The 15,942-nt window shown below is 71.1% G+C and carries 12 protein-coding genes; 4 read left to right on the forward strand and 8 right to left on the reverse strand.

Annotated features, from left to right (window positions below; genetic code table 11):
- Positions 1-6 precede the first annotated feature (6 nt).
- Both MYMAC_RS29250 and clpA read left to right on the forward strand, forming a co-directional pair.
- The gene (locus MYMAC_RS29250) at positions 7-330 is read left to right on the forward strand and encodes an ATP-dependent Clp protease adaptor ClpS (RefSeq protein ID WP_013938287.1); all 324 of its coding nucleotides are present in this window, start codon (positions 7-9) and stop codon (positions 328-330) included.
- Between the two features lie 3 nt (positions 331-333).
- Positions 334-2,625: an ATP-dependent Clp protease ATP-binding subunit ClpA gene (clpA, locus tag MYMAC_RS29255; protein ID WP_095960459.1), complete on the forward strand. Its 2,292-nt coding sequence runs from the start codon at positions 334-336 to the stop codon at positions 2,623-2,625.
- Positions 2,626-2,710: 85 nt separating this feature from the next.
- Here clpA and MYMAC_RS29260 read toward each other — a convergent pair whose 3' ends face one another.
- From MYMAC_RS29260 to fabI, 8 genes are all read right to left on the reverse strand, one after another.
- Complete coding sequence (locus MYMAC_RS29260) at positions 2,711-4,306, reverse strand: methyl-accepting chemotaxis protein (protein WP_013938285.1); 1,596 nt, start codon at positions 4,304-4,306, stop codon at positions 2,711-2,713.
- A gap of 73 nt (positions 4,307-4,379) precedes the next feature.
- Complete coding sequence (locus MYMAC_RS29265) at positions 4,380-5,447, reverse strand: chemotaxis protein CheB (RefSeq protein WP_095960460.1); 1,068 nt, start codon at positions 5,445-5,447, stop codon at positions 4,380-4,382.
- Complete coding sequence (locus MYMAC_RS29270; RefSeq protein WP_095960461.1) at positions 5,444-7,600, reverse strand: hybrid sensor histidine kinase/response regulator; 2,157 nt, start codon at positions 7,598-7,600, stop codon at positions 5,444-5,446. Before MYMAC_RS29270 ends, MYMAC_RS29265 begins: the two co-directional genes overlap by 4 nt.
- The gene (locus MYMAC_RS29275) at positions 7,590-8,138 is read right to left on the reverse strand and encodes a chemotaxis protein CheW (RefSeq protein ID WP_013938282.1); all 549 of its coding nucleotides are present in this window, start codon (positions 8,136-8,138) and stop codon (positions 7,590-7,592) included. The genes MYMAC_RS29270 and MYMAC_RS29275 overlap by 11 nt, the downstream gene beginning before the upstream one ends.
- Positions 8,135-9,379, reverse strand: a complete 1,245-nt coding sequence (locus MYMAC_RS29280; RefSeq protein WP_095960462.1) for a CheR family methyltransferase — start codon at positions 9,377-9,379, stop codon at positions 8,135-8,137. The genes MYMAC_RS29275 and MYMAC_RS29280 overlap by 4 nt, the downstream gene beginning before the upstream one ends.
- Positions 9,376-10,242: a response regulator gene (locus tag MYMAC_RS29285; RefSeq protein ID WP_013938280.1), complete on the reverse strand. Its 867-nt coding sequence runs from the start codon at positions 10,240-10,242 to the stop codon at positions 9,376-9,378. Before MYMAC_RS29285 ends, MYMAC_RS29280 begins: the two co-directional genes overlap by 4 nt.
- Before the next feature lie 7 nt (positions 10,243-10,249).
- Entirely contained in the window at positions 10,250-10,636 is a 387-nt protein-coding gene (locus MYMAC_RS29290; protein WP_095960463.1) for a response regulator, read from the reverse strand.
- A 184-nt stretch (positions 10,637-10,820) separates the two neighbouring features.
- Positions 10,821-11,639 (reverse strand): enoyl-ACP reductase FabI, encoded by an 819-nt coding sequence (fabI, locus tag MYMAC_RS29295; RefSeq protein ID WP_095960464.1) that lies wholly within the window; start codon positions 11,637-11,639, stop codon positions 10,821-10,823.
- Between the two features lie 210 nt (positions 11,640-11,849).
- Here fabI and MYMAC_RS29300 point away from each other — a divergent pair, with 210 nt between their 5' ends.
- Both MYMAC_RS29300 and odhB read left to right on the forward strand, forming a co-directional pair.
- Positions 11,850-14,735, forward strand: coding sequence for a 2-oxoglutarate dehydrogenase E1 component (locus MYMAC_RS29300; RefSeq protein WP_095960465.1), 2,886 nt, complete (start codon positions 11,850-11,852; stop codon positions 14,733-14,735).
- Complete coding sequence (gene odhB, locus MYMAC_RS29305; RefSeq protein WP_095960466.1) at positions 14,725-15,921, forward strand: 2-oxoglutarate dehydrogenase complex dihydrolipoyllysine-residue succinyltransferase; 1,197 nt, start codon at positions 14,725-14,727, stop codon at positions 15,919-15,921. The genes MYMAC_RS29300 and odhB overlap by 11 nt, the downstream gene beginning before the upstream one ends.
- Positions 15,922-15,942 lie beyond the last annotated feature (21 nt).

A 15,942-nucleotide genomic window follows, 5' to 3' on the forward strand; every position in this document is an offset into this window, starting at 1 on the left:
CGACTTATGGCGCAGAAGCATGAGCACGATACCTCCGTCATCACGGAGACCGCCCCCAAGCAGAAGCTCAAGAAGCCGCCGCTCTACAAGGTGCTCCTGCACAACGACAACTACACGACCCGCGAGTTCGTCGTGGCCGTGCTCAAGGAGGTCTTCCACAAGTCGGAGACGGATGCCGTGCAGATCATGCTGCACGTTCATTACAACGGTGTCGGGGTGGCCGGCGTCTATACGTACGACGTCGCCGAAACGAAGATTCAGACGGTGGAGGCCGCGGCGCAGGAGAACGACATGCCGCTGCGGCTCTCCATGGAACCCGAGGAAGGTTGAAACGTGGCAGGACCGCTGATTGCCAAAGAGTTGCAGGCCAGCTTCCGCACCGCCCTGGACGAGGCGCGGAAGATGCGCCACGAGTACCTGACGCTGGAACACCTGCTCCTGGCGCTCACCAGGGATTCACGCACCCGCGAAATCCTGAAGGGGTGCGGCGCCAACGTGTCACAACTCCAGGAGCGCCTGGTCTCCTTCCTGGAGGAGACGGTCGAGCGCCTGCCCGAGGGCGTGGACGCCGAGCCGCAGCAGACCATTGGCGTGGAGCGGGTGCTCCACCGCGCCGCCATGCACGCGCTGTCCGCCGAGCAGAAGCTCATTGACGGCGGGGACGTGCTGGTGGCCCTCTTCCGCGAGGACGAGAGCCACGCGCTCTACCTGCTCCAGCAGGAGGGCGTCACCCGGCTGGACCTCCTCAACTACATCTCCCACGGCGTCACCAAGGACGGCGAGGGTGAGGGCGAGGAGGGCGCCGGCCACGCCGCCCCCGCGGGCGACGACGACGAGGGCGAGTCCTCCAAGAAGAGCCCGCTGGAGGCCTACACGGTGCAGCTCAACATCGAGGCCAGGGAGGGGCGCATCGACCCGCTCATCGGCCGCGAGAAGGAGCTGGAGCGCACCATCCAGGTGCTCTGCCGCCGCCGGAAGAACAACCCGCTCTACGTGGGCGAGGCGGGCGTGGGCAAGACGGCCATCGCGGAAGGGCTGGCGCTGCACATCCACGAAGGCCGCGTGCCGGAGGTGCTGAAGGACGCCGTCGTCTACTCACTGGACATGGGCGCGCTGCTGGCGGGCACCAAGTTCCGCGGCCAGTTCGAGGAGCGGCTCAAGGGCGTGCTCAAGGCCCTGAAGGAGCAGCCGAACGCCGTCCTCTTCATCGACGAAATCCACACCATCGTCGGGGCCGGCGCCACCAGCGGCGGCTCCATGGACGCCTCCAACCTGCTCAAACCCGCGCTGGCCAGCGGGCGGCTGCGCTGCATCGGCTCCACGACGTACCAGGAGTACAAGTCCGCCTTCGAGCGAGACCGCGCCCTGTCCCGCCGCTTCCAGAAGATTGAGGTGGGCGAGCCCTCCATCGAGGACACCGTCCTCATCCTGGAGGGGCTGAAGAGCCGCTACGAGGAGCACCACGGGGTGAAGTACCAGCCCGAGGCCATCCGCGCCGCGGCGGAGCTGTCCGCCAAGCACATCAATGACCGGTTCCTGCCGGACAAGGCCATCGACGTCATCGACGAGACGGGCTCGGCCGAGCGGCTCAAGCCGGAGGGCCAGCGCTCCGGCACCGTCACCGGCGCGGACGTGGAGGCCGTCGTCGCGAAGATGGCGCGCATCCCCGCCAAGAGCGTGTCCGCCAGCGAGGGCGTGCAGCTGCAGAATCTGGAGAAGGACCTCCAGGGCGTCATCTTCGGGCAGGACTCGGCCATCAAGGACCTGGTCAGCGCCATCATGCTGGCCCGCTCCGGCCTGCGCGCGCCGGAGAAGCCCATTGGCTCGTTCCTCTTCTCCGGCCCCACGGGCGTGGGCAAGACGGAGCTGGCCAAGCAGCTCGCGCAGTCGCTGGGCGTGGAGTTCCTGCGCTATGACATGAGCGAGTACTCGGAGAAGCACACCGTGAGCCGGCTCATCGGCGCGCCGCCGGGCTACGTCGGCTTCGACCAGGGCGGCCTGCTCACGGACGCCGTGCGCAAGCACCCCTACGCCGTCGTGGTGCTGGATGAAATCGAGAAGGCCCACCCGGACCTCTTCAACATCCTGCTCCAGGTGATGGACCACGCGACGCTGACGGACAACAACGGCCGCAAGGCCGACTTCCGCAACATCGTCCTCATCCTCACCACCAACGCGGGCGCCCAGGAGATGAGCACCAAGGCCATTGGCTTCGGTGACCTCGCGAAGCCGGCGGACGCCACCCGCGCGAAGAAGGCGATTGAGCGCACCTTCACGCCGGAGTTCCGCAACCGCCTGGACGGGTGGATTCTCTTCTCCGGCCTGCCACCCGAGGTCATCCTCAAGGTGGTGGACAAGGAGGTGCGCCTGCTCCAGAAGATGCTGGACGAGAAGAAGGTGAAGCTGTCGCTGACGCCCGCCGCCCGCGCGTGGCTGGCCGAGCACGGCTATGACCCGGCCTTCGGCGCCCGGCCCATGGCCCGGCTGGTGGACAACTCGCTGAAGAAGCCGCTCGCCCAGGCCCTCCTCTTCGGCGACCTCAAGGACGGCGGCACCGCCTACTACGACGTGGACGGCGACAGCCTCAAGCTGCGCACCGAGCCCGCCACCGCCGAAGTCGCATAGCCCTGCCCGCGCTGGCCGCGGACATGACGAGGCCCCGGTCCCCTACGCCAGGGAGCCGGGGCCTTCGTCTTTCCAGCGGGCCGCGCTACTCCACGCGGTAGCTCTTCACCGCGCTGGAGAGCTGCTCGGAGATGATTTGCAGCGTGGTGGCGGCCTCGCCGGTGGAGCCGATGCGGGCCACCGTCTCGTCCATCATCTTGGACAGGTCATTCACCGCCAGCGTGATTTGGTTGATGCCCACGTTCTGCTGGCTGACGGCGGCGGCAATCTGCCGGACGGCGGCGGCGTTGTCCTGGACGATGGACGACAGCTCGCGGAGGTTCTGCCCGCTGGTGCGCACCTGGGCCAGGCCCGACTCCATGCGCTCGGCGCCGCGCTCCGTGATTCGCACCGCCACCGTCACCTGGTTGGCGATGTCGTCCAGCAGCTCGCGCACGCGCGTGGTGGCTTCGATGGACTGGTCCGCCAGGGCGCGGATTTCACGCGCCACCACGCCAAAGCCCTTGCCGTGCTCGCCGGAGCGGACGGACTCGATGGCGGCGTTGAGCGCCAGCATGTTGGACTGGTCCGCCAGGTCCTTCACCGTCTGGGTGATGCCGCCAATCTGCTGCGTGCGCTCGCCCAGCTCGACGATTTTCTGTGCAATCTCCCCCACCTGGGCGCGGATGTCGTTGAGCCCCGCCATGGTGAGCTCAATCGAGGCCTCGCCGGACTTGGCCAGCGTGTCGGCGCGCTCGGCCACCGACAGCACGCTCTCCGCCTTCTGCGCGGCCAGCATGGAGGTCTGCTTGATTTCCTGCGCCGTCACCTGCGTCTCCTGCAGCGCCGCGGCCTGCCGGGAGATGGTCTGCGCCTGCTCCGTGGAGGAGGCGTTGAGGTGCTCGGTGGACTGGGTGAGGGCCACGGCCGCCTGCTGGAGGTTCACCGTCACCTCGCGCAGCCGCGCCACCATCTGCGAGAAGGAGCTGGCCAGCCGGCCCACCTCGTCCCCGCTCTTCACCTGGATGGGGCGGGTGAGGTCGCCGGACTCCACGATGTGGCCGGCCACCTCCGTCAGGCTCTTCAGCGGCCCGACGATGCTGCGGCCGAACAGCGCGGACACCGCCACGCCCAGGGCCACCAGCAGCGCCGCGAAGCCCACCATGCGCACGCGCAGCGCGGACACCAGCCCGTCGATGTGGTCCCAGGACACGCCCACGTGCACCGCGCCCAGGCGGCCGCCGGCCACCGGCGCCACCACGTCCATGGCGCGCAGGCGGCGTCCCCCGGCGTCCGCCTCCAGCACCGCGCCCGCGCCCGCGGTGGCCACCGCCTCCTTCAGCGCGTCCGGGAAGCCGTCCGGGAAGGTGTGGGCCACCACGTTGCCGGCTGAGTCCTGGATGAAGGCATAGGCCAGGTCGGAGTGGCCCACGCTGGCGTCCAGCATGGGCTGGAGCGCGCTGGCCCCCGTCGCCACGCCCTGCTCCGCCGCCACCGCCAGGCCCCGGGCCACGTGCCGCCCGGCGCCCAGGTAGCTGTCGGCCAGGTCGCTCTCCAGCCGCCGCGTGGCGACGCCGGTGAGCAGCGTGGCCGCCGTCGCGCTGATGAGCGCCGTGACGAGCACGAACTTGGGCGCCAGCCCCAACGACTGGCGGAACTGCTGCGACAACTGGGTGGCGAAGGACTGTTGCGGGAGGCTCACGGAATCACCGCCGGGGAAACGACGTCAGGACGGCACCCGCGGGGGAGCGGGCAGGTGACACAGGGATTGGGGCTCACCGGGCGGGACCTCCATCCGGGCGCCCGCTTCGGAAGGGGGCGAAGGTACAGCTCTGCAGGATGAGCTCCGGCAGCGAGGACAGGGGCACGCCCTGGTCGGTGGCCTTCACTTCAATGGCGGCGCGCGGCATGCCGAAGACGACCGAGGACGCCTCGTCCTGGGAGTAGGTGACGCCGCCCGCCTTGCGGATGGCGAGCAGGCCCCGCGCGCCGTCCTCGCCCATGCCGGTGAGGACCACGCCGCCGCTGCGCCGGCCGAAGGCGGCGGCCAGCGACGCCAGCATCACGTCTCCGCTGGGGCACGGCCCGCCCCGGCTGGGCTGCAGCCGCGCCAGCCCGGCCGCGTCCACCAGCAGGTCGTTCCCGTCCAGCGGGAAGTACACGTGGCCCGGCTCCAGCCGCTCGCCGTCCTTGGCGATGGACACCGGCAGCGGCGTCACCTGGGACAGCCAGCGCACCATGCCCTGGGTGAAGCCCACGGTGATGTGCTGGGCCACGAGCAGCGGCACCGGCAGCGAGCGGGGCAGCTTGGACAGCACCTCCGCCAGCGCGGGCGGCCCGCCCGTGGAGGCCACCACACCGAAGATGTCCACCCGCGCGCCGGTGGGCGGCGGCGGGGCCGCGGTGGCGCGCGCCCGGCGGGAGATGACCGGCACCTCCGCCATGAGGCACACCGAGTGCGCCAGCTCCTTGCCCCAGCGGCGCAGCTCCTCCGCGTTCGTCACGTTGGGCTTGCCGATGAGCTCCAGCGCGCCGGCGCTCATCGCCTGGAAGCCCAGGTCCACGCCGCGCTGCTCCGCCACCGCGCTCACCACGAGGATGCGCGCGGGGGACTGGGCCATGATGGCCGCGATGGCCCCCGGCCCATCCAGCCCGGGCAGCAGCAGGTCCATGGTGATGACGTCGGGGCGCAGGAGCCGCGCGAGCTGCACGGCGCGGTTGCCGTCGCCCGCGCGGCCCACGACCTCGATGCGCGGCTCCTCCGTGAGGAGGGCCGTCAGCATGTTGGCCATGGTGGGCGAGTCGTCCACCACGAGGACCCGGATGGGCCGCTTGATGCTCACGCGCGACTCCCGCGGCGGCTCATCACGTCCAGCACCTCCGCCAGCAGCCGGCCCGCGGCGCACTCGCGCTTGCTGAGGTAGCCGTCCGCGCCCGCCTCCAGGCCCCGCTCGCGCGCCACCGCGCTGTCATGCGCGGAGACGAGGATGACGGGCAGCGACGCCGTCTCCGGGCGCTCGCGCAGCTTCGCGATGAGCTGCGTGCCGTCCATCTCCTCCATGTCCAGGTCGCAGATGACGACGTCGTAGGTGTCCGTGGCGAGCCGGTCCAGGGCCCGCGCCCCGCTGGCCGCCAGGTGCACCGTGAAGCCGCCCGCCTCCAGCATGGCCCGGTGCAGCGCCCGCGCGGTGAGCGAGTCGTCCACCACCAGCGCGCGCCGCTGCGCCGTCACCTGCACCTGCGCCGTCTCCGTCACCAGCCAGTCCGGACGGCAGATGAGCAGCAGCTCGCCGCGGCTGAGCGTGGCCGCGCCCTGCCAGGCCGGCACGTCCCGCACCTCCGACGGCAGCGGGCGGATGACCAAATCACGGTCCCCCACCACCGCGTCCACCACCAGCGCCACGCGCTTGCCACCACTCTGGACAATCAGCAGCGGCTGCCCCTCGGTTGGCGGCGCCAGGGCGCGCAGGCCCAGCCGCGCCCCCAGGTCCACCACCGACAGGAGCTGCCCCTGGTACTCCAGGTGCGCCCGGCGCTTGCCCAGGCGCAGCGACTCCGCGCGCGCCAGCTGCGTGGCCTCCACCGCCAGCATCGGCAGGCCCACGAGCTGCTCCAGCACGCGCACCACCAGCACCGGCGAGCTGCCCAGGTCCGTGGGCAGCGTGAGCATGAAGCGCGTGCCCTGCCCCGGCGTGCTCGCCACCTCGATGCGTCCCTGCAGCCCCTCCACCGACGCGCGCACCGCGTCCAGGCCCACGCCCCGGCCGGACGTGTCCGTCACGTCCGCGCGGGTGCTGAAGCCGGGCCGGAAGATGAGGTCGCGGAGCTGGTTCTCGTTGTAGCGCGCCGTCTCCTCCGCGGTGACGACGCCGCGCTGCTCGGCCACCCGGCGCACCGACTCCACGTCGATGCCCGCGCCGTCGTCGGACGCCTCCAGGTAGAGCAGGTTGCCCTGCTGCTCCACGCGCAGCGTGAGCGCGCCCTCGTGGTGCTTGCCCGCGCGCTCGCGGTCCGCCGGCAGCTCCAGGCCGTGGTCCACCGCGTTGCGGAGCAGGTGCACCAGCGCGCCCTGGAGCTTCTCCAGCAGGCGCCGGTCCAGCGACACCTCCGCGCCCACCACCGACAGCCGGGCCTCCTTGCCAAGCTGGCGGGACAGGTCCCGCACCATGCGCTGGAGCGGGTCCAGGATGGTGCGCACCGGGCGCGTGGTGATGGCCTTGAGGCCGTCCTCCAGCGCGTCGACGATGTCGCTCGTCTCCTCGCCGTCGGTGCGCAGCGAGCGCGCGGTGCCGGACAGCGCCGTGCGCGCCTCCGCCGTCTCCGCCAGCAGCCCCTGCTTCGCCAGCAGCTGGGCCACCCGCTCCAGCTCGCGGCCCCGCTCCTCCACGCGCAGGCGCACCTCGCGCAGGCGCTCCACCTCGCGCATCAGCGCCGTCACCTGCCACGACGACACCCGCCAGCCCGCGTCCGAGGACTCCGGCAGGGTGTCCGGCACGGACACGGGCTCCGCGGGGGGCTGGGGCGCGGCGGCGGCCGGCGCGGCGGCGGCCGGGCCTCCGGAGGCGCCGACCATGGCCGCGGCCTCCTCGGGCGGCGGCGCGTCCGCCACGAGCTGCGCCAGGGCGGCCGCCGGGTCCGGCAGCGCGTCCCCGCGCCCATCCGCGTGGGCCTGCGCGCGCAGCAGGAAGAGGTCCAGGCCGTGGAGGAGCACGTCCACCACGGGCCGGGGCATCTTCTGCGGGTGGGCCTTCAGCGGGGCGAGCGCGTCCTCCAGCTTGTGGGCGATGTCGCTCAGGTCCTGCATGCCCAGCGAGGCGGCGCTGCCCTTGAGCGTGTGCAGGTGACGGCCCAGCCGGACGTAGAGCTTCGTGAGGGCGTCCGTCTCCAGGCCCTCGCGCTCCAGCTCCAGCAGGTCCATGGTGACCTTCTGGACGACCTCCTGGGCCTCGACGGCGAAGCCCGCGACGAGCCCCTGCAGCATCGGATCAACGGGCATGACGGGCTCCCGTGCCGCGCGTGGCGGAGAACAGCCGCTTCAGGTCGATGAGGTGGATGAGCTGCCGGTCCTGCGTGAAGACTTCCATCACCGCGCCCTCCGCGCGCACCCGCGCGGCCTCCACCGCGCTCATGGGCAGCGTGGTGGGCCGGGGGATGGCCTCGCAGTCCAGCGCGCACAGCTCGCCGTCCCCGCGGTCCACCACCAGCAGCACCGCCGGGTCCTGCCGCCAGCCGTGGCCGCCCAGCAGCGACGCCAGGCTGAGCGCCGCCAGCACCTGGCCCTGGAAGCGCAGCACGCCCACGACGTGCGGCGAGGACAGCGGCACCGGCGACACCATCTTCAGCGGCAGCGCGGCGCGCAGCGACTCCAGGGAGAGCGCGTAGCGCTCCTCGCCCAGGGGGAACTCGGCGATCCAGTGCACCGCCTCCTCGACGGTGTTCTCGCCCTGCTCCCTCAGGCGGGCCGCGCGCCGCTCCAGCAGCTCACGCGCCTCGGCCTCCTGGGACTCTTCCAACGTCCGCGGAGTGACCTTCATTCGAGCGCCCCCTGGTTGAGGTAGGCGTCAGCGGACGCCTGGTAGAAGCGCGCGGGCAGGGCCTCCGGCCCCTCCACGAGCTGGTCGGGTGGAAGCCGCTCAGCGCGCGAGCGCAGGGCCCGCATCAGCGGCACCGCGCCCTCCCGCGCCCCGGAGCGCTCCCGCAGCAGGGCCAGCTCCAGCAGCCCCGGCAGGTAGTCCGGCGCCTGGCGGACCAGGGCCTCCAGCACGGAGGACGCGCCCACCTCGTCACCTTCCTCGATGCGCTCCAGCGCGTTCAGGTGCAGCCGCGTGGGCGGCGGCGGAGGCGCCACGGCCTCCTCCCGCGCGGGGACGGGTAGCAGCGGCGTCAGCGGACGGCGCGGCGGCGCGGCGGCCACCGGCCAGGCGCGGGCGGCGGCGCGGGACGCGGCGGCCTCGCGCGCGTGCAGCTCCTCCGGCGTGAGGAGGCGGAAGGCCTGCAGCTCCGGCGGCCCCTCGCGGACCATGCCCGCGGGGACGCGGTCCACCTCCACGGCGCCCAGGAACAGCCAGCCGCCGGGGTTGAGCGTGCGCGACAGGAGGGAGATGGCCGCGTCACGCGCGGCGGGGGTGAAGTAGGTCAGCACGTTGCGGCAGAGGATGAAGTCGAAGCGGCCGAAGCGCTCGGGCAGCGGCGCCAGCAGGTTCGCCTGGGCGAAGGTGGTGATGCGACGGACGGGCGGGAGGATGGTGACCTCGCGCTCGCCCGTCTCCGAATAGAGCGGGAACAGGCGCGGCGCGGACTCGCGGCGGGACCACGTCCCGTAGGTGGCGCGGCGCGCCGACTCCAGGCTGGCCTCGTGGAGGTCCGTGCCCAGCACCTCCACCGGGAAGCCGTGGGGCACCGACGCCTGGAGGCACGCGGCCAGCGAATACGCCTCCTCGCCGGACGCGCAGCCCGCGCTCCAGCCCCGCAGGGCCAGGGCGCCCCGCTGGAGCGCCGCGGGCACCGCCTCATGGGAGATGAAGCGGAAGTGCTCCGGGTGGCGGAAGAAGTACGTCTCCCCCACCAGGATGGCCTTCACCAGCGCGGTGCCCAGGTGGGAGACGGGGTGCAGCAGCTCCCCCAGGAGGTCCGCGGGGCCGCGCCCACGGCCCAGCTCCGCGCGCAGCACGCGCTCCACCGCCTCGGCGGCGATGGCGTCATTGCGAAACCCCGTGATGCTGGCCACCACCTCCCGCGCGCGGGCGAGCAGCCGCGGGTCGAGCGCTCCGCTCATGCGTCCCGCCCGGCCTCCGCGGCCTCGAGCATGGCGGGCAGCTCCCGCAGGAGCCCCCGCGAGACGAACACCCGCGGGTCCAGGATGGGCAGCGAGCGCCCCCCCACCTTCAGCATGCCGATGAGCCCCTCGCGCAGCGGGCCATGTTCGGCGCCGCCCACGCGCTCGCGCCGGTCGATGTCCGCCGCCGCGTACTCCTCCGGGTCCTTCACCGCGTCCACGGCCAGCGCCAGCGACACGCCCTCCGCCTCGATGACGACGAGCATGCGCTCCACGCGCGACAGCTTGTGCTCCACGCCCAGCCGGCGCGCCACGTCCAGCACGCACAGCGCCGCGCCCCGCACCTCCACGTATTCGCGCAGGTACACGGGCCCGGTGGGCAGCGGCCGGGTCGCCGGATGCAGCAGCACCTCCCGCACCGCGTCCAGGGGGATGGCGAACTCCAGCTCGCCCACCGTCACGCGCAGCACCAGCAGCGAGCCCGTGCGCGCCCGCTGCCGCGCGCTCGCCATGGCCTCGCCCACCGTCTGCAGCAGCTCGTCCGCGCGGAACGGCTTGGCCAGGAACGCCTCCGCGCCCAGGCCCAGGCAGGCCTCCGCGCGGGACTTCTCCGAGGAGATGATGATGACGGGGATGTCGGCCGTGGCCGGGTCCGCCTTCATCCGCTGGAGGACCTCATCGCCGTCCATCTCCGGCATGGACAAATCAAGCAACACCGCCGCCGGACGCAGGCGCCCCACCTTCTCCAGGGCCTCGCGGCCGTTGCTGGCGGTGTGGATGGTGTAGTGGCCGGAGAGGATGGCCCGCTCCAGCGCGAGAATCGCGTCGCTGTCGTCGACGAGCAGCAGGGACGGCAGGCTCACGGGAGTCTCAAGCCTTGGTGAGGAACTGGCGGACCGTTTCCGTCAGCTCGTGGTGGGACACCGGCTTCTGGATGAAGGCGTTGGCGCCGGCCTCGGTACCGCGCTGACGCAGGTCCACGTTCTTCTCCGCCGTCAGCAGCAGGATGGGCACCGAGCGGACCTGCGGCATCGCGCTGGCCCGCACCTCCTTCACGAAGGTGATGCCGTCCATGCCCGGCATGTTGATGTCCTCGATGACCAGGCTCACCGGCACCAGCCGGAGAATCTGCAGGCCCCGGGTCGCATCGTCGGCCTCGACGGTCGAGACCTTGAGGTTCATCAGGTAGATCTTGACGATGTTGCGGACCGTCGGGCTGTCGTCCACCAGCAAGACGTTGGTGCTGTGGGTGCTCACTGTGCGGCGGCTCCTGCGCAGGCCCCGCGACGCGCGGGGAGCCCTGCGAAACGTTCACGACTCTACCGTGAGGGCTCTCACGTGAGAACTGGGGGCGGTCCGGCCCGGCATCCTTCCGGGCAGGCAGGTGTCGGATGACCTCGGAGGGCGGCCCCCTGGGTCAAGATGCTCCCGGGGGTGGGGGCTACTCGCCGGCCGGCTTGGGCGGCAGCTCGTCCGCGTCGGGCGTCACCGGGGGGGCGCCAATGGCGTGGTAGCCACCGTCCACGTGGATCATTTCGCCCGTGGTGGAGGGCAGCCAGTCCGACAGCAGGGCACACGCGGTGCGGGCCACCAGGTCGTGGCTGTCCTTGGCGCTCCAGCCCAGGGGCGCCTGGGTGCCCCAGCCGCGCTCCAGGGCCTTGAATCCCGGGATTCCCTTGGCGGCGATGGTGGACAGGGGGCCGGCGGCCAGGGCGTTCACCCGGATGCCCCTGGGGCCCAGATCCCGCGCCAGGTAGCGCACCGTGGCCTCCAGGGCCGCCTTGCACACGCCCATCCAGTCGTAGATGGGCCAGGCGACGCGGTTGTCGAAGTCCAGCGTGACGATGGAGCCCCCCTGCGTCATCAGCGGCAGGCACGCCACCGACAGCTCCTTCAGCGAGAACGCGGAGATGCGGAACGCCGTCTGGACGCTCTCCCAGGGCGTGTTGAGGAAGTTGCCACCCAAAGCATCTTCGGGCGCGAAGGCGATGGAATGCAACACACCGTCCACCCGGTCCCAGCGCTGGCGGAGCGCGTCCGTCAGCGCCGGGAAGTGGGCGGGGTTGGTGACGTCCAGCTCCAACACGTCCAGCCCCGGCTTGAGGCGCCTGGCGCTCCGCTCGGTGAGGGACCTGGCCCGGCCGAAGCCGGTGAGGAGCACCTCGGCCCCCTGTGCCAGCGCGTGCTCGGCGATGCCGTAGGCCAGGGACTGGGGCGTCAGCACCCCGGTGATGAGCAGCTTCTTGCCTTGGAGCAGCATGAGACGGCCTCGTTGCGAGAAGAGGAAAGTGAGGAAACGCGCTCTCTACCATTCCTGCCAGGCGGAACGGATGAAGTTGCGCTCACCCCCGGCATGAATCCACCTGCTCCGCGGCAAGGGGTGCGGCTTATCGGCCAGCGTGCGGGCGCTACAAAAGTTGCTGCGAAAACCCCCCAACGGGGCGCCCATCCAGTAAAAGACGACACCGCCATGGCGAATTTCCAGGACACGTTCCTTTCCGGCGCCAACATCGACTTCATCGAGGGCCTCTACGCCCGATACCTGGAGGACCCCGCCAGCGTGGATGCGAGCTGGCGCGAGGTCTTCGACCGCAGCAACGGCGCCGGCCGACCCATCTTCAGCACGAAGCTGCTGGAGCCGGCCCCGGCTCCCTCGGCGGGCAAGCCCAACGGAAAGGGCGCCGCGCCCAAGGCGCAGGCCGCGGCGGCGCAGGCCCCGGTGGCCGCGTCCGCGCAGGCCACCCACGACATCGCGCTGCAGGCGCGCGTGGACCACGTCATCTTCGCCTTCCGCCTGCGCGGCCACCTGCGCGCGAAGCTGGATCCGCTCGGCCGGCCGCGCCCGGCGCTGGAGCACGTGGCGGACGTGGGCCTGGTGGATGACAGCCACTTCACGGAGGCCGAGGGCGAGCACCTGGTGGAGACCAACGGCGTGTTCGGCGACCAGCGCGTGCGCCTTTCGGACCTGCTGGCGCGCCTGCGCCGCACGTACACGGACACCATCGGCGTCGAGTACATGCACATGCTCGACAGCCAGCGCCGCCGCTGGCTGATGCACCGGATGGAGTTCGCGGAGAACCGCACCGACTTCTCCGTGGAGGAGTGCCGGCACATCCTCACCAAGCTGTCCTACGCGGAGGGCTTCGAGCACTTCCTGCACACGAAGTACGTGGGCGCCAAGCGCTTCAGCCTGGACGGCGGCGAGTCCCTCATCCCCATGCTGGACGCGCTGGGCGAGGTGGCCACCGGCATGGGCCTGAAGGAGATCGTCATCGGCATGGCCCACCGCGGCCGCCTCAACGTGCTGACGAACATCCTGGGCAAGAAGCCGGATCAGATCTTCAGCGAGTTCGACGGTCCCCGCAACCCGCAGGCCTACCTGGGCCGCGGCGACGTGAAGTACCACATGGGCTTCTCGTCGGACCACACCACGCGCCAGGGCAAGAAGCTGCACCTGTCGCTGGCCTTCAACCCCAGCCACCTGGAGGCGGTGGACCCGGTGGTGGAGGGCCGCGTGCGCGCCAAGCAGGACCGCGGCGGGGACACCGAGCGCGTCGGCGTGATGCCGCTGCTCATCCACGGCGACGCGGCCTTCATCGGCCAGGGCGTGGTGCCGGAGACGCTCAACCTGTCCGGCCTCAAGGGCTACACCACGGGCGGCACGGTCCACGTCGTCATCAACAACCAGGTCGGCTTCACCACCGACCCGCACGACTCGCGCTCGTCCCTCTACTCCACCGCCATCGCGCAGATGCTGGACATCCCCATCTTCCACGTGAATGGAGATGACCCGGAGGCCTGCGTCCACGTGGCGAAGCTGGTGGCCGAGTACCGCCAGACGTTCAAGACGGACGTGGTCATCGACCTGGTCTGCTACCGCCGCTACGGCCACAACGAGGGTGACGAGCCCTCGTTCACGCAGCCGGCGATGTACGACATCATCCGCAAGCACCCGACGGTGCGCACGCTCTACGCGGCGAAGCTGGCGGCGCAGGGCAAGATTCCGGCCGAGGAGTCGGAGGCCATCAAGCAGAAGTGCCAGCGGGAGTTCGACGCGGCGCTGACCCGCGCGCGCCAGGAGAGCCAGTTCAAGGAGCCCAGCGCGCTGGAAGGCCTGTGGAAGCCCTACCAGGGCGGCGCGCTGAAGAGCGCGCCGAACGTGTCCACCGCGGTGGACAAGCAGGTGCTCTGCGATGCGCTGCGCAAGCTGTCCACGCTGCCGGAGGGCTTCAACGTCCACCGCGACGTGGAGCGCACCGTCATCAAGAAGCGCCTGGGCATGCTGGACAGCGGCGAGCTGCAGTGGAGCGAGGGCGAGTCGCTGGCCTACGCCACGCTGCTCTCCGAGGGCTACAACATCCGCATCACCGGCCAGGACAGCGAGCGCGGCACCTTCAGCCACCGCCACGCGGTGCTGCACGACGTGAAGACGGGCGAGAAGTTCGTCCCGCTGCGCCAGTTCGTCAGCGGCAAGGGGAAGAACGGCTTCCACGTCTACAACAGCCCGCTGTCGGAGATGGGCGTGCTCGGCTTCGAGTACGGCTACAGCCTGGACGTGCCGGACGGCCTGACGGCCTGGGAAGGCCAGTTCGGTGACTTCGCCAACGGCGCGCAGATCATCATCGACCAGTTCATCGCCGCCGGTGAGAGCAAGTGGCGCCGCCTGAGCGGCCTCACCCTGCTGCTGCCGCACGGCTATGAAGGCCAGGGCCCGGAGCACTCCAGCGCGCGCCTGGAGCGCTTCCTGGACCTGTGCGCCGAGGACAACATCCAGGTCTGCTACCCCACCACGCCCGCGCAGATCTTCCACCTGCTGCGCCGCCAGGTGCTGCGCCCGGTGCGCAAGCCGCTGGTCATCATGTCGCCCAAGAGCCTGCTGCGCCGGCCGGAGGCCACCAGCAAGGTGGACGAGCTGGCCACGGGCACCTTCCAGGAAGTCATCCTGGACCGGGTGGACCCGGCGGGCGTGACGCGGCTGCTGCTGTGCAGCGGCAAGGTGTACTACGACCTGGTGAAGGCGCGGGACGAGCGCAAGGACGACAGCATCGCCATCGTCCGGCTGGAGCAGCTCTACCCGTTCGCCTCGGACGTGCTGGCGGGGCTCATCGCGAAGATGCCGAAGCTCGCGGAGCTGCTGTGGGTGCAGGAGGAGCCGCGCAACGCCGGCGCGTGGCACTTCATGTTCCCCCGCCTGCACGACCTGGCCTCCACGCAGTCGAAGCAGCAGGTGAAGATCGGCTACATCGGTCGCGCCGAAGCCGCCAGCCCCGCCACGGGCTTCCCCAAGACGCACGAATACGAGCAGCAGCTCATCATCGAGGAAGCCATCCTCCGAGGGACCAAGAATGGCCGTTGAAATCAAAGTGCCCCCCCTGGGCGAATCCATCACCGAAGCCGTCGTCGGCAAGTGGAACAAGAAGCAGGGTGACGCCGTCACCGCCGACGAGCCGCTCGTCGTCCTGGAGACCGACAAGGTCACCATCGACGTGCCGGCCCCGTCCGCGGGCGCGCTGTCCAGCATCGCCTTCAAGGAGGGCGACAAGGTCCGCGTGGGCGAGGTGCTCGGCCTCATCGAGGCGGGCGCCGGCGCTCCCGCCGCGAAGCCCGCCGCCGCTCCGGCGCCTGCCGCCGCGCCCGCCCCCGCCGCCGAGGCGCCCGCGGCGTCCGACGCGCGCTCCACGCCCACCGCTCGCAAGGTGGCCGAGGAGAACCGGGTGGACATCTCCCAGGTGAAGGGCAGCGGCGCCGGTGGCCGCGTGCACAAGGACGACGTGCTGGGTCAGCTCAACCGCCCGGCCGCGCCCGCCGCCCCGGCCCAGCCCGCCGGCCCCCGTCCGAACGCCGCCCGTGAGGAGCGCGTGCGGATGACGCCGCTGCGCAAGCGCGTGGCCGAGCGCCTCATCCAGGCCCAGTCCACCGCCGCCATGCTCACCACCTTCAACGAGGTGGACATGGGCGAGGTGATGGCCCTGCGCAAGAAGTACAACGAGAAGTTCCAGCAGAAGCACGGCGTGAAGCTCGGCTTCATGAGCTTCTTCATCCGCGCCTCCGTCGAGGCCCTCAAGGCCTTCCCGCAGATCAACGCGGAGATTGACGGCGAGGACGTCATCTTCAAGCACTACTACGACATCGGCGTGGCCGTGAGCGGCAGCCGCGGTCTGGTGGTGCCGGTGGTGCGCAACGCGGACAAGCAGGGCCTGGCGGACCTGGAGAAGTCCGTGGGCGAGCTGGGCAGCAAGGCGCGCAACGACAAGCTGGCCCTGTCCGACCTGCAGGGTGGCACCTTCACCATCACCAACGGCGGCATCTTCGGCTCCATGCTGTCCACGCCCATCCTGAACCCGCCGCAGACGGGCATCCTGGGCATGCACAACATCGTCGAGCGCCCCGTGGCCCGCGACGGCCAGGTCGTCATCCGGCCCATCATGTACATCGCCCTCACCTACGACCACCGCCTGGTGGACGGCCGCGAGGCGGTGCAGTTCCTGGTGCGCGTGAAGGAGTGCATCGAGGACCCGGAGCGCCTGCTCCTGGACGTCTGACGTCAGGCCCGCGCTCCGGGC

Source organism: Corallococcus macrosporus DSM 14697 (assembly GCF_002305895.1).
GTDB classification, from domain to species: Bacteria; Myxococcota; Myxococcia; order Myxococcales; family Myxococcaceae; genus Myxococcus; species Myxococcus macrosporus.

What these genes read in the sequence shown, in the direction of transcription:
- MYMAC_RS29250 (WP_013938287.1), top strand. Translation starts at nt 7, where the DNA reads ATGGCGCAGAAGCATGAGCACGATACCTCCGTCATCACGGAGACCGCC.
- MYMAC_RS29270 (WP_095960461.1), bottom strand. Translation starts at nt 7,600, where the DNA reads ATGCCCGTTGATCCGATGCTGCAGGGGCTCGTCGCGGGCTTCGCCGTC.
- MYMAC_RS29275 (WP_013938282.1), bottom strand. Translation starts at nt 8,138, where the DNA reads ATGAAGGTCACTCCGCGGACGTTGGAAGAGTCCCAGGAGGCCGAGGCG.
- MYMAC_RS29280 (WP_095960462.1), bottom strand. Translation starts at nt 9,379, where the DNA reads ATGAGCGGAGCGCTCGACCCGCGGCTGCTCGCCCGCGCGCGGGAGGTG.
- fabI (WP_095960464.1), bottom strand. Translation starts at nt 11,639, where the DNA reads ATGCTGCTCCAAGGCAAGAAGCTGCTCATCACCGGGGTGCTGACGCCC.
- MYMAC_RS29300 (WP_095960465.1), top strand. Translation starts at nt 11,850, where the DNA reads ATGGCGAATTTCCAGGACACGTTCCTTTCCGGCGCCAACATCGACTTC.
- odhB (WP_095960466.1), top strand. Translation starts at nt 14,725, where the DNA reads ATGGCCGTTGAAATCAAAGTGCCCCCCCTGGGCGAATCCATCACCGAA.